The organism is Cedecea sp. (genome assembly GCF_036500665.1).
Taxonomy (GTDB): domain Bacteria; phylum Pseudomonadota; class Gammaproteobacteria; order Enterobacterales; family Enterobacteriaceae; genus Cedecea.
In genome coordinates, this window is the sequence record NZ_DASYBS010000107.1 from 39,783 (window position 1) to 56,764 (window position 16,982).

The 16,982-nt window shown below is 52.7% G+C and carries 13 protein-coding genes and 2 pseudogenes; 12 read left to right on the forward strand and 3 right to left on the reverse strand.

Going from position 1 to position 16,982, the window contains the following annotated elements:
* Positions 1 to 41 precede the first annotated feature (41 nt).
* The 8 genes and pseudogenes from VGM55_RS18285 (at position 42) to VGM55_RS18320 (ending at position 8,558) form a co-directional block, all read left to right on the forward strand.
* A complete protein-coding gene (locus VGM55_RS18285; protein ID WP_331636243.1) occupies positions 42 to 1,643 on the forward strand; it encodes a methyl-accepting chemotaxis protein in 1,602 nt (533 codons plus the stop codon).
* 69 nt (positions 1,644 to 1,712) lie between these two features.
* On the forward strand, positions 1,713 to 2,639 hold the full coding sequence (glsB, locus tag VGM55_RS18290; RefSeq protein ID WP_331636244.1) for a glutaminase B: 927 nt from the start codon (positions 1,713 to 1,715) through the stop codon (positions 2,637 to 2,639).
* A gap of 449 nt (positions 2,640 to 3,088) precedes the next feature.
* On the forward strand, positions 3,089 to 4,576 hold the full coding sequence (locus tag VGM55_RS18295; RefSeq protein ID WP_154185573.1) for a GGDEF domain-containing protein: 1,488 nt from the start codon (positions 3,089 to 3,091) through the stop codon (positions 4,574 to 4,576).
* A gap of 84 nt (positions 4,577 to 4,660) precedes the next feature.
* Positions 4,661 to 5,713: a diguanylate cyclase gene (locus VGM55_RS18300; protein ID WP_331636245.1), complete on the forward strand. Its 1,053-nt coding sequence runs from the start codon at positions 4,661 to 4,663 to the stop codon at positions 5,711 to 5,713.
* 59 nt (positions 5,714 to 5,772) lie between these two features.
* The gene (locus VGM55_RS18305; protein WP_331636246.1) at positions 5,773 to 6,264 is read left to right on the forward strand and encodes a GGDEF domain-containing protein; all 492 of its coding nucleotides are present in this window, start codon (positions 5,773 to 5,775) and stop codon (positions 6,262 to 6,264) included.
* A 129-nt stretch (positions 6,265 to 6,393) separates the two neighbouring features.
* Positions 6,394 to 6,978: pseudogene (locus tag VGM55_RS18310) on the forward strand (substrate binding domain-containing protein); the annotation flags it as partial.
* A 27-nt stretch (positions 6,979 to 7,005) separates the two neighbouring features.
* Complete coding sequence (locus VGM55_RS18315) at positions 7,006 to 7,530, forward strand: GNAT family N-acetyltransferase (protein ID WP_331636247.1); 525 nt, start codon at positions 7,006 to 7,008, stop codon at positions 7,528 to 7,530.
* A gap of 92 nt (positions 7,531 to 7,622) precedes the next feature.
* Positions 7,623 to 8,558 (forward strand): annotated as a pseudogene (locus VGM55_RS18320) (zinc-dependent alcohol dehydrogenase family protein).
* A 3-nt stretch (positions 8,559 to 8,561) separates the two neighbouring features.
* Here VGM55_RS18320 and dsbG read toward each other — a convergent pair.
* Positions 8,562 to 9,326, reverse strand: a complete 765-nt coding sequence (gene dsbG, locus VGM55_RS18325) for a thiol:disulfide interchange protein DsbG (protein ID WP_331636248.1) — start codon at positions 9,324 to 9,326, stop codon at positions 8,562 to 8,564.
* Between the two features lie 110 nt (positions 9,327 to 9,436).
* On the opposite strand from dsbG, the gene VGM55_RS18330 reads away from it, so the two are divergent.
* A complete protein-coding gene (locus VGM55_RS18330; protein ID WP_154185567.1) occupies positions 9,437 to 9,907 on the forward strand; it encodes a GNAT family N-acetyltransferase in 471 nt (156 codons plus the stop codon).
* Between the two features lie 182 nt (positions 9,908 to 10,089).
* On the forward strand, positions 10,090 to 10,740 hold the full coding sequence (locus tag VGM55_RS18335; RefSeq protein WP_154185565.1) for a DNA-binding protein: 651 nt from the start codon (positions 10,090 to 10,092) through the stop codon (positions 10,738 to 10,740).
* Between the two features lie 48 nt (positions 10,741 to 10,788).
* Here the strand turns inward: VGM55_RS18335 and VGM55_RS18340 are convergent, their stop codons facing one another.
* Positions 10,789 to 13,170, reverse strand: a complete 2,382-nt coding sequence (locus VGM55_RS18340; RefSeq protein WP_331636249.1) for a dermonecrotic toxin domain-containing protein — start codon at positions 13,168 to 13,170, stop codon at positions 10,789 to 10,791.
* A 259-nt stretch (positions 13,171 to 13,429) separates the two neighbouring features.
* Between VGM55_RS18340 and lptA the strand changes: the two genes are divergently transcribed.
* Complete coding sequence (gene lptA / locus VGM55_RS18345) at positions 13,430 to 13,912, forward strand: lipopolysaccharide transport periplasmic protein LptA (RefSeq protein ID WP_331636250.1); 483 nt, start codon at positions 13,430 to 13,432, stop codon at positions 13,910 to 13,912.
* 580 nt (positions 13,913 to 14,492) lie between these two features.
* Here the strand turns inward: lptA and VGM55_RS18350 are convergent.
* Positions 14,493 to 15,884 (reverse strand): MFS transporter, encoded by a 1,392-nt coding sequence (locus VGM55_RS18350; protein WP_331636251.1) that lies wholly within the window; start codon positions 15,882 to 15,884, stop codon positions 14,493 to 14,495.
* A gap of 140 nt (positions 15,885 to 16,024) precedes the next feature.
* Between VGM55_RS18350 and VGM55_RS18355 the strand changes: the two genes are divergently transcribed.
* The gene (locus VGM55_RS18355; RefSeq protein ID WP_154185557.1) at positions 16,025 to 16,957 is read left to right on the forward strand and encodes a LysR family transcriptional regulator; all 933 of its coding nucleotides are present in this window, start codon (positions 16,025 to 16,027) and stop codon (positions 16,955 to 16,957) included.
* Positions 16,958 to 16,982: the final 25 nt, after the last annotated feature.

Consider the following 16,982-nt stretch of genomic DNA (forward strand, 5'->3'; position numbering starts at 1 on the left):
CTCAGTACACTCGCCGCATCGTTGTGTTACTGAAGAAAATCATGAACATAAGCCAAATTTTTCGCCGTTTAAACCCTCTCAAACTTTTCGCCCGACGTCCTCGCGAGTTTGGGTTACTGAGCGGAGTGGTTGGCGTTATCGCACTCTTTTCCGTGCTGCAAATTCTATCCACCGTATCGCTCTCCAATATTCTTCATGAAACTCGCCAGAGCGTCCTTGAAAGTAATCAGCTTCATCAGCAGCAGGTGGTGATGGAGAAAGCCAGAACCTCACTGTTAATGACCAGCGACCTGTTAAACCGGGCTGGCGTCTATTTTATGCAGGATAAAGAAACCGGATCGGTGGGCAGCTGGAACAGCCTGGTCGATGAAGCCGACGTGGCGCTAAAGGCGTCACAGCAAAACTTCGCGGCGTGGCAGCAGCTGCACCCGGCGGGCAGTGAGGCCCTGTCTAACAGCTATCAGCTGTTCTCCGGCGGATTAAAAGAGCAGCTTGAAGGTCTGCAGAAACACGCTTCAATCGACGCTTTCTTCGAAGTGCCAATTCAGGCATTTCAATCCGATTTCAATGAGCAGTATGCACACTATCAAACCGATGGCGAGAAGCAAACCGTGCAGGCCAGCCACTCATTGCTGAGTAGCCTGAGCCAGGCGCAGACGTTGTTTATTGTTGCGCTGGGGATTTTACTGGCGGTGGCGATTGCCGTCTGGTTGGGGGTCGCACGCTGGGTTATTCGCCCGCTGCGGAACCTGATTGAACACCTGCATGTCATGGCGGCGGGGGATTTATCCCGATTGCCCAGCGGACGCAAACTGATCAATCGTGAAATGAAACAATTGCACGGCAGCGTGCTGGAAATGCAGCAGGGGATTCAGCAACTGGTGCTGGAGGTTCGTGAATCGTCCGCGACGTTGTTGAGCAACATCGGTCAGCTTGCCGAAGGCAACAATGAGCTGTCCAGGCAGTCTTCTCAGCAGGAGCAGGAGCTGGAGAAGGTTACGCTGCATATTACCGAGCTGGAGTCCCGCGTACAGGAAAACAGCCAGTACGCTATTCAGGCGAATCAGCGCGCTGATGAAGCGCGTGAAATGGTTGCCGGCGGCGACCAGATGATGCATACGGTGAATATGTCGATGCAGGATATTGTCGCCCGTTCTTCGGAGATGCGCGGCATTGTGGCGATGATTGATAACGTCGCCTTCCAGACCAATATCCTGGCCCTGAACGCCGCCATTGAAGCCGCTCATGCGGGTAATCAGGGAAAAGGATTCGCCGTGGTGGCTCGTGAAGTTGGTCTGCTGGCGAAACAGAGCAGCCAGTCGACAAGAAATATTCAGACGCTGATCAACAATTCACTGCAGGGCATTGAGCAGGGCAGCGAGGCGGTATCAGACCTTGAAACGCAATTGAAAAATGTTATCGCGCTGGTTACCCGCCTGAGTGGACTGCTGAATGAAATCTCCAGCGCTTCCGTAGACCAGGGGGCCAGCGTGCACCATGTCACCACACGGGTCACCACGCTTAACCAGGCTGTTAATCAAACAGGTTTGTTGATTAAGGCGTCGGCACACACATCCCGGCGTTTGCTGGATGAGTCGCAGCGCCTTGAAAGGGCCGTTGCTCGCTTCCAGATGACTGCCTGAGTTCGTTTTATTATCGGCCCGTGGCTCTGATATACTGCCGCCGCTTAACACATCGCTCAGGAGAGCACGGTGCCGGTCCAATTAGATAATCAGTTACTGGAAGAGATCCTCGACCAGGTTCGCCCTTTACTGGGAAAAGGGAAAGTGGCGGACTACATTCCTGCGCTGGCAGAAGTCCCCGGCAATAAGCTGGGGATTGCCGTTTGTACCGTTGACGGCGAATTCTTTAGTGCCGGTGATGCCGCAGAGCGTTTCTCTATCCAGTCAATTTCTAAAGTGCTTAGTCTGACGCTCGCGATGGGGCGTTATGAAGAGCATGAAATCTGGCAACGCGTCGGGAAAGAGCCTTCCGGGCAGCCGTTTAATTCCCTCTTGCAGCTTGAACTGGAGCAGGGCAAACCCCGCAACCCGTTTATTAACGCCGGCGCGCTGGTGGTCTGCGACATGCTGCAAACGCGCCTCAGCGCACCTAAGCAACGAATGCTTGAGGTGGTTCGCCAGCTTTCTGGCGCGGATGATTTAGTCTATGACACGCGCGTGGCGCGTTCTGAATTTGAGCATTCTGCACGTAATGCCGCTATTGCCTGGCTGATGAAATCTTTTGGCAATTTTGAAAATGACGTCATTACGGTGCTGCAGACCTATTTCCATTACTGCTCGCTGGAAATGAGCTGCCTGGAACTGGCAAAAACGTTTTTATTCCTCGCCAGGCAGGGGCATGCGTTGCATCTCGATGAGCCTGTTATTTCCGCGCAACACGCACGGCAAATTAATGCGCTGATGATGACCAGCGGGATGTATGACGGCGCGGGTGAATTCGCTTATCGCGTTGGCTTACCGGGGAAGTCTGGCGTGGGTGGAGGAATCATCGCCAATGTGCCAAATGAGATGTCGATTGCCGTCTGGTGTCCGGAATTGGATGCTTCCGGGAACTCCCTGGCGGGAACAGCCGCGCTGGAAATTTTTTCTCAGCGCATTGGGCGTTCTATTTTTTAGGCCTACTATGGGATCACAGCAGTAATAATCCCGGTACGCGTAGCCATAGTACGCCGACCAGGCTAACGGTGGCCAGCACGGTTAGCATAATGACGGTGATGAGTAATCGTTCCGCCCACGGTGTTTTGCGCATTTCGTCTCCGGGAAAACCTACTTTTAGGGACTATAAGACAGTCACTTTAAACATCGGTTAAACCTGAGGCTGCTAATTATTAATTGGCAATAAGTCTGAATTTTTAGCCACAAATCCTGTTCATGCATCAGGCGAGGGCTGGAGGTGGCAAAAATTTACCTTATGGATAATAGTTGATGCGGTGCGCTAGCTGGTTGAGTGAATTTTCCGCTTTCTCTCAATGCCCTGGGTTGTTGTGTTAGTAAACATGCTAAGCTAATGCTTATTTCGCAATCACCTGATGGCGCTATTTATTTTCAACGGTGAATGAATAAATATGAACCAGGATAGCATCGTTAATCGACCCAAGATTTTATTCTTTTCCCCAGAAAAGATGCTGTTAAATGCTATCAGTGTTTTTGTTCTCACCACACTATTTTACTTCTTTGGGGCGTCGCTAAGGCTGGTTAACGACCTGTCGTTATTTTGGCCACTGAATGCGGTGCTGGCCGCAATCTTTGTGCGCAACCCCTGGCTAAATAAGGCCGTTTACTATTTTATATGTTATGCGGCAATGCTGGTGTATGACGCTTTCACCACGCAGTGGGGGTGGCAGTCAACGATCATCAACTTCTCCAACATGGTCTTTATCATCACCGCTGCGCGTTTATTGTTACGTTATTCTCGTAATATGGACGAGAGCAATTGGGCGCTAAATGCTTTTAATATTTTTAATTTCTCGCTGATTGCCGCCATATTATCCTCGCTATTTGGGGCCGTCGGTTCGTTGGGTATCCACGGGGATTATCACGAAAAGTTTATGCCGCTATACGCCGACTGGGTTAGCGAGCAATTTTCTACCGGTGTGTTGATGCTACCGTGCTTGCTCACCGCAAGTCTGCCTTCATGGCGTAAGTTTTCCGGCATTATACCTTCTGATTTATACCCCCTGTTTGCCGTGGTTATCGCGGTCTGTACGGCCATCATTATCGGCGGAGCCGGCAGCCTCGCGTTTCCGCTGCCGGCGCTTATCTGGTGCGCCATTCGTTATCCACTTCCGGTGACCGCACTGTTAACGCTTATCACCGGGGCAGTGGAGATTGTGCTGGTTGCCCATGCGGCGATTAATCTCCATTCCGATCAACCATTGCTGTTGGTCGATCAGATGTTCTCCGCACGTCTGGGGATTGCAACCATTGCCATTTGTCCACTGATCGTATCCATCAGCGTGGATGCTATTAATCAACTGATTAAGCAGACGTCACTGCGGGCTGACTACGACTACCTTACCGGCGTGTATTCCCGATCTGGCCTGTTCGAAGCGCTTAAGCGCAGAACCCGTCAGCAAAAACAAACCGCCAGTGCTCAGACGCTGCTGTGTGTGATGCTGCTGGATATTGATTTCTTCAAGCGCATCAACGACAGCTGGGGCCATGAATGCGGTGATGCCGTACTGGCTTCCTTTGCCGCTCGGGTGCTGGAGACCGTGGGTGACCGGGGAATGGTCGCGCGTATTGGCGGGGAAGAATTTGTCGTGGTTTGCCGAACCCGCGACCCAAGGCAGGGTTTTGACATCGCCGAGCAGATCCGTAAAACCATTGAGTTGAATCGCTTTCACTACGATCAGCAGTCGTTATTTATTACCGTGAGTATTGGCCTTGCCGAAGCAACGTTGGGGGAAAATACGCTGGAAGCGACGTTTAACAAGCTTATCCCTGAAGCGGATAAGAATTTGTATCTGTCAAAGCGGCAGGGACGCAATAAGACCAGCGCAAGTACAAATGCGACCGAAGCTATCGCGACGTCGCACATTAGTGATTCATAATAGCCATGTTCACTTTCGATTCTTTATCATCGTGTAATATGGCTGCTTAGTTCGCCGTTGCGGGTTCTTTTGCCTGAGAAATGTATGCGTATACCCGATCCTCATAAGAATGCCAGAACTCACGGCTCCCGCTTTGTAAACCGTATGTATATCATGCGTATGCTGGGCACGTTGTTGTGCTTTTTACCCCTATTCTCGGTACTGCATCAGCAGCAGTCTTCTCCGGCGGTGGTTGCACTGCTGGTCATTAACGCCTTTATCTGGCCGCACGTGGCGCTTTTGAAAGCCCGTTTTTCCGGTTCTCCGGTTAACAGTGAAAAGCAGAACCTGATTATCGACGCAGCGGCGGGGGGGTTCTGGATCGCGATGATCTCGCTCAGCGCGCTGCCGTCGGTTGCTATCGTTACTATCCTTGTTTCTGACCGGTTAGCCGCAGGTGGAAAGCCGCTGATGATGAGAGCGATGGGAGCAATGGTGGTCACATTTTTACTCACCTGGCTGAGCCACGGTATGCCGTTTGAACCGGCCGTTTCTGCCCGGACGATGTACGCCACGCTACCGCTTATTTCCGTTTACACCATCGCGCTCAGCATGCTCACCGCTTCGATGGCGCTAAAGCTGCGTGAGAAAAGCCGGGAGCTGGAAAGCATTGCGATGATGGATCCCCTGCTGGGAATCGCTAACCGCCGCCTGCTGGAGCATAAGATAAGCAATGAGCTGGCGCGGCTGCGTATGGCCTGCGGAAGCTCGGCGCTGATGTTTATTGATATCGATAATTTTAAAGAAGTGAACGACCGCTTCGGGCATAAGGTCGGCGACGCTATTTTAATGGCGGTCTCGGACGTGCTGCGCGTGGTTACGCGTTCAAGCGATACCCCGGCTCGCCTCGGTGGCGATGAGTTTGTGGTTCTGATGCCCAACACCTCGCTGGAAGAGGCTGAAGGCATTGCACAGCGGATCCTGCTGGAGTCCATTAACGTCCGCGTTCTGCCGGAAAAAAACGCCTTTTGCACCCTGAGTATCGGCATCGCCTGCGCGACGAAAGAGATGCCGGACGCCGCCGAATGGCTAAAAGCGGCGGATGATGCGCTCTATAACGCCAAACGTGCGGGTAAAAATCGCATTTATGCAGCCTGAATGAAATGTTCATCTAAACTCTAGGCAGAGCTGTTCTTTGTCTGCACAAGGGGGATGAGATGCTGGATACTGCCATGACCGATGAACTGACGGGGCTGTTGAACCGTCAGGGTTTTATGTTTCTGGGGCAGTACGCAACGCGAGGCGCAGACCGCCGCGCGGAGCATCTTTCCGTGGCGTATGTCGTTTTTGAACATTTCGGACACATTAACGACAGCTTTGGACATGAGCAGGGCGATCGAGCGCTGGTCGTTTTCTCCGAGCTGATGAACTCTTCCTTCCGCGAAACCGACCTCATTGCCCGACAGAGCGTTGATGAATTTATCCTGCTGTTTAACGGGACCAGCGAAGAGGGCGCGTTTATCGCGATGCAGCATCTTGATGGCAAGGTTGCGGCGTTTAATCAGCGGGCAGAAAACCCGTGGACGCTGGCTTTCAACTGGGGATGTGTGGAATACGATGTCAGCCGTCATTCCTGCCTTGACGATGTGGTCACCGAGGTGGATCAGGCCATGCATCAAGCAAGAACGCTCAGGACTGAACGCGCATGAAAAAAGGCCCGCATAGCGGGCCTTAATATTTACGGGCGAGCATAGCGATAAACAAAGGCCAGCGCGCTGCTGAGCGAGGCGGCTATCACTACGCCATTCCAGCCAAAGTGATGTAAGGCCAGGCTACCTCCCGCATTGAATGAATATCTGACTCGTTATCCCCGAATGAACGTAGAATGGACGCTGCACGACCGCCGCCCTGATTTCATTGCAGAAGGATTTGACTGCGCAATACAGGTCGGGCAAATCAGCGACACGTCGGTGGTGTCAGTGCTTCTGGCCGAGATCCCGCGCATCGTTGTCGCTGCGCCAGAGCTACAGCCTGCCGCTGAGCAACAGGATGTATCCTGGCTGCAGACGCTGCCATGGCTCGCGCTGAATACGTTTTACCGTAACGAAGTCGCGCTAACCAACAGCAATAATAATTCCTTATATCGCCTGCCCATCGAGCCCCGGCTGAGTACGGACAGCCTGTATGCCATGCGTAATGCGCTGTTATGCGGGATGGGAGTAGGGATTGTCTCATCCTGGGTGGTAGAGGAAGACCTGGCGGCGGGACGGCTTATCCATATGTTTCCTGAATGGCAGGCGCCGGAGTTACCCATTAATCTGGTCTATCCTTATGCCCGGTATTATCCCGCCAGATTACTTAGCTTTATGCAGATCATGCGCACCGCTTTTCACGGCGCGCGCGGCGTAATGCCCCGGAGATAACGTAAACGAACATTCAGGAGTCGCGCTGTGCCCGAGTATCGAATTCGTTCCCTAAAAGCCTGTGAGTTTGCAGCCGTTACAGCAGAATTGACGGACGTTTTAATTGACTGCGTGGAAGGTGGGGCTTCGGTCAGCTTTTTACATCCCTTGTCGCCGGATAAAGCGGCTGCTTTTTGGGGCGATGTCGGGCAAAGCGTAGCGCGGGGTGAGCGAACGGTGATTGTCGCAGAAGATGGGCAGGGACGTATTGTCGGCACCGTGCAGCTGATCGTCAGCCAGCCGGAAAACCAGCCGCATCGGGCGGACGTTGCCAAGCTGCTGGTTCACCGCGCGGCACGGCGCAGAGGAATTGCTCAGCGTCTGATGGGCTATCTTGAAGCCGTAGCCACGACCCACGGCAAATCGGTTCTGGTGCTGGATACCGCGACCGGCAGTGATGCCGAGATGTTCTATCAGGGAATGGGGTGGCTGCGCGTAGGGGATCTGCCGAATTATGCGTTGATGCCGGACGGGAGCCCGTGCTCCACCACGTTTTATTACCGTAATCTGTGATTCATAAGTGACACCGTCACGAAAACGCTCTGTTTTGCGGCTTCTCTGGCGTGGTATAGTGCCTGCAATATGGCAGTTGCAGGCACTTTAGTATGGAAAACACCGCGCTCTGGTTCCGGCAGTTTGGTGAGCCTGAACAGGTTCTGACCCTTGAACACGCTCCGCTAGCACCGTTTGTTCCTGGTACGCTACGAGTGCGCATGCACTATGCGCCGATTAACCCTTCCGATCTTATCCCCATTACCGGCGCCTACCGTCACCGGGTCTTTCCGCCTCGCATTGCCGGCTATGAAGGCGTTGGCGTCGTTGAGCAGGCTGACTCAGCGGAGTGGGTCGGCAGGCGGGTGTTACCGCTGCGCGGTGAAGGAACCTGGCAGCGTTGGGTTGACTGCCCGATTCAGTGGGCCTTGCCCGTGCCGGACGGCATTCCTGATGAGCTTGCAGCACGGGGCTAAATCAACCCGCTGGCCGCCAGGCTGATGTTGGCGAAATGGCCGGTTGCGGGGAAAAAAGTGCTGCTTACCGCGGCGGGTTCGGCCTGCGCCGGTTTACTGGCGCAGTGGGCGAAAAGGCAGGGGGCAACGGCAGTCTATGGCATCTATCGCTCGGCCCAGCATCTTCCGGCGTTACTGAATTCAGGCATTATTCCCCTCAGCAGTGAAGACCATCGGGCAATTGCCGATGCTGCACGTCGGGTTGACAGGGTTTATGACGCGGTGGGGGGCGAATTAGCCACTTTGATGCTCGAACACCTCAATAGCCGGGCGGCGCTGATTTCTTACGGCTTACTGAGCGGTAAAGCCTTTTCTCCACGTGGAAGGAACATTACCGCGCAGCGTTTTCATCTGAGGGATGCGCTGGCGGTAACGCCGGTTGAAGCGTGGCGGGGCTGGTTTACTTCTCTGTGGCAAATACTACCTCAGGCCGAACTGCCTGAGGCTACGGTATATACGCTGGAGGAGTGGCGGCTTGCGCTGGCGCTGTTCAGTGAACCCGGTCGCCAGCGTAAACCGCTGTTGAAACTGTAGCCGTTACTTATCGCCCATGATGGTATTCAGCGTTTCGGCATCCGGCATGCCCTGGTGTTGCTGCAGGCGGCCTTCGGCATTGAGGTAGTAGATTGACGGCGTGGCGTTACCGCCGAGGTCATCCATTAGCGTGAGGTTATCTTTTAATGCTTCGCCGATGACCGGGTCTATCTTGTCCGGTTTTTGCAGCGCAAGCTTCCCTTTGCTGTCCTCGTAGTCGGCCAGCGTTTTGGCAGGATCCTTCGACATTAAAATGGCCGCCGCTTTCTGCCCGCTATCCGGTCGCAGCATGCCCACTAACAGCACGCGGAGCTGGACTTTGCCTGACTTCAGCCACGGCTGGGCCTGTTCCCAGAATTGTGTGCAGTATGGGCAGTACGGATCGGCAAACACGTAAACAATGCGCGGCGCTTTAGCATCCCCGGCGGCTATCCAGCGGTGCTTTTCGAGGTTCTGCCACATCGCTTTCGCCATTGGCGCATAGACAAACTTCTCAACTTCCGCGTCGCTCAGGTTTTTGCCTTCGGCATTGACCAGGTTACCCATGATGGCGTGCTGTTTATCCGGGGTCAGGTAAACGGTGGTGCCTTGCCCCTGATACTGCATAGCATAACCCTGCAGGTCGCCCGGGGCTTTAAATTCGCCTTTCAACTCGAACCCCTGCTTTTCTAATGCCTCAATAGGGGCCGGCAGTTTGCCGTCGGCAGTAAACGCCGAGGCGGTAAAAAGCAGAGCCAGCGAACCGGACAGGGCAGAGATTTTTTTCATCGAGCAGTCCTCAATTAAATGCTATTTTCATCAAAGGGTAACATTCCTTTTCAGGCTAAGTCATAACACTTACTTTCCTTTAAGTAACGGAGCATTTCGGAGATCAACCGATGACGGTCAGACGAGCAATACCTGCTGAAGCGCAGGCGCTGTGGGAGATAAGAAATCAGGCGATTCGTTTTGGTTGCCGCGACGTTTATCCGGAAGATGTGCTGATGGCCTGGACCCCCGATCAAATGCCCGCGGGCTACCGAAACGAGATAATCAATAATCCTTTCTTTGTGGCCGAGAGTGAAAACGGCGTGCCGGTAGCCACGGGGTTTCTGGATCTGAAAAATGGTTCGGTCGAAGCGGTATTTACTTTGCCTGCGTATACAGGACGAGGTTTGGCAAAGCAGATTATTGGCGCCATCAAGCAGGAAGCCAAAATGCGGGGGATTAATACGCTAACGCTTTCTTCCACGCCAAACGCCCGCGACTTTTATCTGACGCAGGGGTTTAGCGTAGTGAAAGAAAGTCTTTATCCGATGTCACGCGGTAGCGTGTTGCTCCGCTGCTTCGAGATGATTTGCGAGCTGTAACCTGTGGCTGCTGTCGGAAGGGCAGCGAAAACCTGTAGTTGTTGAAGCCGCCCTCTGGATGGCCACAAGCGAAGCTCCTCAAATTATTCTGCCGAAAGCTATCAAAGCCCTCCTGTCTCTGGCCAGCGGCTTTTTAGCGAGTTCAGCGGATCCTGAAAACTAAAAATGTGAAAGGTGCCTTCATGAGCGACCGCATCGATTATCAGATTGAAAAATACAGTTTTACGGAGATTGACGAGACGCCGCGCCTCAGCCGCCAGTGGGAAGAGGTCAGGGAGGAATACCAGAAGGAGCCACAGGATGCGGAACAGCGGCTGCGCCTTGCTTTGCTCAACGTGGACTACGTCACCAGCTTCGAACTGCCTTTTCGCCTGTTGCTCCTGCGGGCACCGCAGCTAATCGACCAAATGCGAGCCGAGTTCCAGCTTAGCCAAAAGAGCGTTACCATCAACGGCAGCAGGCGCGGCGAGGTCTACAGCATAAAAGCGGATCTCAGCGCCGTGCCTGATGCTTTCCGCTACCGCTTCTCTAACCGGATACGCAGGATTGAGCCTGGAGGAAACCCGGCAACGGCTTATCAGCAGATAGCCCTGCAGGTAAGATCGCCAAGGGAGCGGCTTAAAATTGCGCTGGAGGCCGGGTTGCAGGTGAATGCGCTGGATGGCCTATTTTGGCTTGGCCTGCAGCGTATTGCCGCCGATATCTCCGTATTGAGGCAGTCAGGTATGGGGATCGTTACGGTGGAACACAACGTGTTCGATAGCCTGACGGGCAACACCAGAATGATCCCGGCCTATCACCTGAAGCCGGATATGCTCCCGACCACACCATGAGGCAAACGCTGGCCGAACTGTGTCGCTCTCCTGGCGTACGCCTTACCCTTAAAACATCCGCTGTCCTGACCAGATATTTTTTACCGGGTTATGTATAGACTCATTTAATGAAGGGGAGGATAACGCAACAATCGTCGTTTTCCTTCCCTGAAAATCGGTCGTGGTTATTATTTTTCTTACTTTTAATACCGTGGATGGTGCAACAAGTGAATAATTAGGTAAGAAATTGTTGCCCGCAAATTTCTTAGGAACATCCTTGTCCACTACAAAGATAACTTTGTCGCCATCATCTGTCGCAGAAATATCTTCCGCCCAATTACCCCACTCCTTAACCGTATCATGGGGGGATAAAGACGTGGACAAAAAAGCTTTATCCATTACTAAATCTCCTTTTTTTATCTGGTCTCCATAGACACCACTCGGCGTCTTAATTGCACGGTAGGTATAATCTTTATACTCCGACAGAGCATTGAAATCCTCTAGCAACCGACTGGCTTCTTGACTTGCCAGGATTCCATCCTGTTCTGGATTATCACCGTGCCGTAAATAGTTATTTATCCGAGCATAATTTCCATTACCGCCTTCTGCATATTCTTTTAGCGGTTCACTGTCACTAATATTGGGGGCAAACTTCTCAAGTTTTGCTATAAGATTAGCTCGTTCGGTTTCACTTATTTCCCGGTTAGTACGAATAATATCCTGTAAATTGTTGAGCTCTTTTTTCAACCCGCTTTCGCCAAGCCAGCGTCGCACCACCGCAATCGCTCCGCGGCCGGAAAGCCCCTGTTGCTGAATACGTAACAGGCGCTGTGAAGCTGAATCCTGTGATTTACTGTCTGCAACAGTCCTCGATGGTACAGGCTCAGATGTCTCTGTCTTTCCGGCAGGCAGTGAAGCGGCTTTAACCTCTGATATTTTAGGCCGTGAGCGATTTTCTGCCAGTTCCTGAGCGGGTACCGGGTTAGGCGAATCTGGCACTGATTTTTCCCCAGGGAGGGTATCCACGGCTTCAGACGCAGCCGTTTTTCCTTGGGACGTTAATCCCGGCCCTGACAATGCAACTTTCAGCGTACCAGCGGCGATTTCCCCCATTCCCTCACTGACTTTCCCCCCGGATATATCATGAACACCTGTACCAATCTCTGTGAGGCCCGTCGCGAAGAAGGCGGCATTTACGGTGGCTTCTGACAGGGGGGAAACGGCAGCAAGTGGTGCCAGGAAAAACATTACCTTGTTGATATCACTGAGGCGCTGTTTGAACATTTTCTCCCCAGCATCGGCATCCGAGACAATCAGGGTGTCTGCGTCCGATTTCAGCCGTTCTGTCTGCCGGCGGGCCATGTCGTTAAAAGGGGCATCCAGCACTTTTCCTTTAAGCTGTATGGTGTCCTGGAGGTTGAGATGGCCACGTTGTAATTCAGACATGGCTTTTTCCACGCCGTATGCTTTCACATAATTGCGGAAGGGGTGGTCCGTCCGACCGTCTGAGACAGAAAAATGTGCCAGAAGCGCCTTCATTTTTTGCGGGGAATGGCCGTGCCCCGCAATATACTCTTTAAGCTTTTCCGGTGAACTGAACTCAATAAGCGGTGGGTGCTGGCCGGGTTTCCAGAGCAATAAGTGATGTGTTTTCTTATCCCGGATTGTCATTAAATCGGTGGAGGGTTTACCGTTGATTTCAAGCAGTCCGATTTCAACACTGTCATCCGGGCGGGCGTTTCTGATCGTTGCGGCGTCGAGTGACGACCAGCTTGTGGCGTCCCCCAGCCGGTCGTCTGGTACTCCACTGGCCCGGGCAGCAAGCTGCATGGCGCTGTCACTTAACCTTCCTGACTGATACTCAAGTTTCCAGGTTTTGATGAATGCGGATTTATTAAGGAAGGCCTTGTCGTCCTGATATCCGGGTCTGCTGCTGGCATGGTTAATCTGTTTCAGGTAGTAGCCTTTAAAATCGACGTCCCAGATAACTTTCAGCCACCGGGCCGGATCCAGCGGCGAGCCAATGCCAGTCACCTTTTTCCCCTTGCTATCGAGCAGAATAATTTTTTCAGTGGGTGAGGTTTTCAGGTCAAACCACGATTTATTCTTCTGCGGATTAAGCAGCATCATTTCTGTCAAGGTCAGTCTGGAATGCTCACCGGTTCTGCTGTCGATAATCAGCATATAGCTTTTGTCCGGGTCAGCGCCTGGATAACCGAGTTTTATCAGTTCTTCCCGCGCAAGGTGGGAGGCGATATCGTGGGGCACTCCTGCACTTCTGAACCGGCCACCGACTTCATCCACCGTTCTGTTGGCGGCCATCTCTCTGGAGAGCGTTTTAAAGGGACGGGAAGAGACTGGTGGCGTTACGGAGGGAGCGTGATGAGGGACCGGATGGTCGGCTGCGGGGGCCGGACCGGCAGGTCCGGGCAAGCTGATGGTGGGTTGCATTCATACTCCTTTTATGTCTGAGAAGATATGCTAATTAGTCGGTTAGCCCGCCTTTATGGTTCCACTGATGCGGGTACACGGATGGCTGGCAGTAGAACGGAAAGTCATCAAATTTGGGCGCAGACCTTCGGTGAACAGAAATGCCGTGCAGGTACCTCACCAGAAAGGCATAGTGGCAGGGGGAAGCGTGGCTCACGCTACGGTTTTAAAATGATTACTGAATAGCTGGCCATAATTGAATATGACAGTGGAGAGACAAATGAAAGGATGCATTATTATTTTAGCTTTTATTACTGGCGTGGCTAATGCCGCTAACGTGATGCCAGGCAAGTACACAATTGATTCGGATAATCAGTTAATATTAGCGAACGGAAACATTAAGGCTGTTGGCCATGTTCATGCTGTAAGTGGAGATATGACAATTGATGCAGAAGAAGCCATTTATCATCGTGAAAATCCCGATGAGACTTATATAACAGCGACAGGTGGTCCAATAAAATACAATGGAATAACTGAGGATGGAAAACCATTTTTCGGGACGTCTAAAAAACTCAAATATACGCCAGAAACAGGAGAAGTGATCCTGAGCGATGACGCCTTTGTCCAACAGAATGGAAACACATTATCGGCAGAAGTCATTACCTACAACACTATTACAAAAAAAATGATAGCCTCTGCAGCGTCCGGTAAAAGGGTGAGAAGTGTCATTTATCCTGACAAGGTATCACAAAACAAAAAGTAACAAGCCCTCAATTGATATACTCGCTGCTTCACAAAAATTTCCCCCCACGGCCAACCGTGGGGTTGCCAATCTTTTTCAGCCCTGCCGCCGCTCAGAGCCATTCAAACGCTTTTAAGCCAACACACGTACCCCTGATTTCGCCCTCACGCCTGATGACATAATGTGGCTGATAGACCAGGACCACCCGTTTTTTCCACTTCATCTTCAACGGGAAGTAAATTCCATGCGCAAAATATGAAAAACTTATCGCACTAAAAAACTAAACCATAGCATAGTTAGTAAAACCTTAGTATGGAGGTCTCTATGTTATTTCATGTCATAAAAGTGGTTGATATTGCTCAATGTTTTTTTCTTGTCGCTTGTATCATGATGAAATCATTAATAAAAGATAAAGGCCTATACCATGAGATGATAATCACATGTCTGGTTTACTTTATTGAGAGTCACATGATGGAGTTACTCTCCCGCAGCATGCAGGTATAGCCATTATCAAACAGAGGGACCACGACGGCTGAATAGTAGGGCGACACCTGCCATTTATGAACATCTGGCCGTTACGCCAGAGCCTGGCGCAGCGCGGCTAAATTTTGTGGTGTTTTAACTGCACTATGCGCAGGCCGCTGAAGCCAATAGCCAGCAATGTAGCGCCAGCGGCAATCCAAAGGCTGACGCGAACCGCCTGTGGCTGCTGCCATATGACGCTGCCGTATACTGCCAGAATAATGCCGACGATCGCAGCGCCCAGGCACTGACCAAAGGTTCGCATGATAGCCAATATGCCCGAGGCGTAGCCGCTGTTTTCACGTGAAGCATTCGCCATCATCTCCCGGTTGTTAGGGCTCTGAAAAATGCCAAAACCAATACCGCATACCAGGCTACGCAGACCAATATCCCATGCCTGCGCGTGGGACGGGAGTAGGGCTAAAAGCACCAGACCAAGCGTAAATACGCCTAAACCGGCGGTGGCAATGAGCGCCGGGGAGTGGCGGCCTGCATGCGGGGCTGCGAGCATGATACCAACCGGCCACGGCGTAAAGAGCAGCGCTGATCCTAAGGCGCTGTAACCGTAAACGTTCTGGAATAAAAACGGCAGGGCGACAAAAGTGATCCCTTGCCCAATAAACGACGCCAGGGAGGTCATGGCCGCCAGTGAAAAGCGTGGGGAGGCGAACAGTGTCAATGGGAGCAGGGGTTGGGGCGCGCGACGTTCCCGCCAGATAAAGGCGACACCGGCCAATACAGACGTGACACTGTAACATAAAGCAGCAATATGCCCCTCAGATTTCGAGACGCTGTCGGCGGCCATAATCACTGAACCCAGTAACAGAGCAGAAAAAAGCGCCCCCGCATAATCGAACGGCTTCGGGTTAACGGCAGCTATGCCCGGCAAAACACGCAGGCTTAGCAGGAGAGCAACGATCCCCAGCGGCAGGTTAATGGCGAACAGCCATTTCCAGCCGAGCGTAGAGAGCAGTGTCCCGCCGAGCAGGGGGGCAATGGCCGTGCTGGTGGCGATTAAAAAAGCGTTTAGCCCAAGGATCCTGCCCAGCAGGCGGTTAGGGAATACTGATCGCAGAATTGCCGGAGATAGACTAAGTACCGCAGCGCCGCCAATGCCCTGCAGCACCCGCATTAAAACCAGCATCTCGAGCGATGTGGAGAGCGCACAGCCCGCAGACGCGAGGGTAAACAGGCTCAACCCAAAGACAAAAACCTGCCTGAACCCCTGTCGGGATGCCAGGGCGGCGAAAATAGCCAGCGTCATCGCTGCCGCGAGCAGATAACCATTCGCGACCCAAACAGCATCGCTCGCGGATACTCCGAGAGCTTTGGCGATGCCTGGCAGCGCAATGTTCACCATGGATCCATCAAACACCGCCATTGTCACGGTTGTCATGACGGCGAGCATAGCCATCAGGCGCTGACGAGCCGCCAACCCTTCATCACCAGGCTGGCTTGAGAATAATTCCATCGTTTTTCCTTACCGCCGTGCGGCAATTTTTATTAAGTTGTCAATACAGAAAATATAGTGATACTTGATGAAAGGCGGAAGACGCAGCATATGCAGTTAAATGCTGCACAAAACGCCATATCTGTTTACAGGGAGCCTGGATGAACGAGCCTGACCTGAATCTATTATTGGCGCTGGACACCTTTCTTGCGGAAAGGAGCGTTGCTGGTGCCGCCCGGCGGCTTGGCTTAAGCCCTTCGGCGATGAGTCGAACACTTAGCCGCCTGCGAACGGCAACGGGCGACCCGCTGTTGGTCAGAGCAGGGAGAAACATGGTGCTTACGCCGTATGCCGAAGCTATCCGTGAGCGAGCACGAAACGCGGCGCTGGAGGCCCGAGCGTTGCTGAGCCCTTCAACGGCAGAACTGACGCTGTCTGCTCTGGATTACGCGTTTGTCATCAGAGCTAACGACGGCTTTATAGAGGCGTTTGGCCCGTCGCTGATCGCCGCGGCGGCGGAACAAGCGCCGCTGGTTCAGCTATGTTTCGCGCCAAAACCTGAGAAAGACTCCCGGCACCTGCGTGAGGGGCTGGTCGACCTTGAAATCGGTGTCATGGGTGAGATGGGCCCAGAAATACGGCTGCAGGCGCTGTTTCGTGACCGTTTTGTCGGCGTGGTTCGGGCCGGTCATCCGCTTGCAAACATCGCTGAGGTAACCGTCGAACAGTACCTCTCATATGGTCATGTGGTCGCTTCCCGCCGTAGCCGTGTGACTCATGGGCCAGTAGATGATGCGCTGAGAGAAAAAGGGCTAACTCGAAAAATTGCCGCGATGGTGCCGGGTTTTCCGGCTTCGCTAAAAGTGGCGCAGACGTCCGATCTTATCGCTCTGGTGCCCGCTTCCTTTCTGATTAATCAGCCCGTTCATGATAACGAGGGCGAGAAAGCCAGGCTCGCGATGTTTGAATTACCGGTCAGTACGAGAACGATCACTGTTTCGCAGATGTGGCACCCGCGCTCAGAGGTTGACCTCGCACACCGTTGGCTACGGCAGCTCGTGTTAAGCGTATGCCGCAGTCTGGTACCCCATTAGCAAAAAAAGCCCCCCGTGGTTTATC

What these genes read in the sequence shown, in the direction of transcription:
- VGM55_RS18285 (WP_331636243.1), top strand. Translation starts at nt 42, where the DNA reads ATGAACATAAGCCAAATTTTTCGCCGTTTAAACCCTCTCAAACTTTTC.
- VGM55_RS18295 (WP_154185573.1), top strand. Translation starts at nt 3,089, where the DNA reads ATGAACCAGGATAGCATCGTTAATCGACCCAAGATTTTATTCTTTTCC.
- VGM55_RS18300 (WP_331636245.1), top strand. Translation starts at nt 4,661, where the DNA reads ATGCGTATACCCGATCCTCATAAGAATGCCAGAACTCACGGCTCCCGC.
- VGM55_RS18305 (WP_331636246.1), top strand. Translation starts at nt 5,773, where the DNA reads ATGCTGGATACTGCCATGACCGATGAACTGACGGGGCTGTTGAACCGT.
- dsbG (WP_331636248.1), bottom strand. Translation starts at nt 9,326, where the DNA reads ATGAAAAAAATCTCTGCCCTGTCCGGTTCGCTGGCTCTGCTTTTTACC.
- VGM55_RS18330 (WP_154185567.1), top strand. Translation starts at nt 9,437, where the DNA reads ATGACGGTCAGACGAGCAATACCTGCTGAAGCGCAGGCGCTGTGGGAG.
- VGM55_RS18335 (WP_154185565.1), top strand. Translation starts at nt 10,090, where the DNA reads ATGAGCGACCGCATCGATTATCAGATTGAAAAATACAGTTTTACGGAG.
- VGM55_RS18340 (WP_331636249.1), bottom strand. Translation starts at nt 13,170, where the DNA reads ATGCAACCCACCATCAGCTTGCCCGGACCTGCCGGTCCGGCCCCCGCA.
- lptA (WP_331636250.1), top strand. Translation starts at nt 13,430, where the DNA reads ATGAAAGGATGCATTATTATTTTAGCTTTTATTACTGGCGTGGCTAAT.
- VGM55_RS18350 (WP_331636251.1), bottom strand. Translation starts at nt 15,884, where the DNA reads ATGGAATTATTCTCAAGCCAGCCTGGTGATGAAGGGTTGGCGGCTCGT.
- VGM55_RS18355 (WP_154185557.1), top strand. Translation starts at nt 16,025, where the DNA reads ATGAACGAGCCTGACCTGAATCTATTATTGGCGCTGGACACCTTTCTT.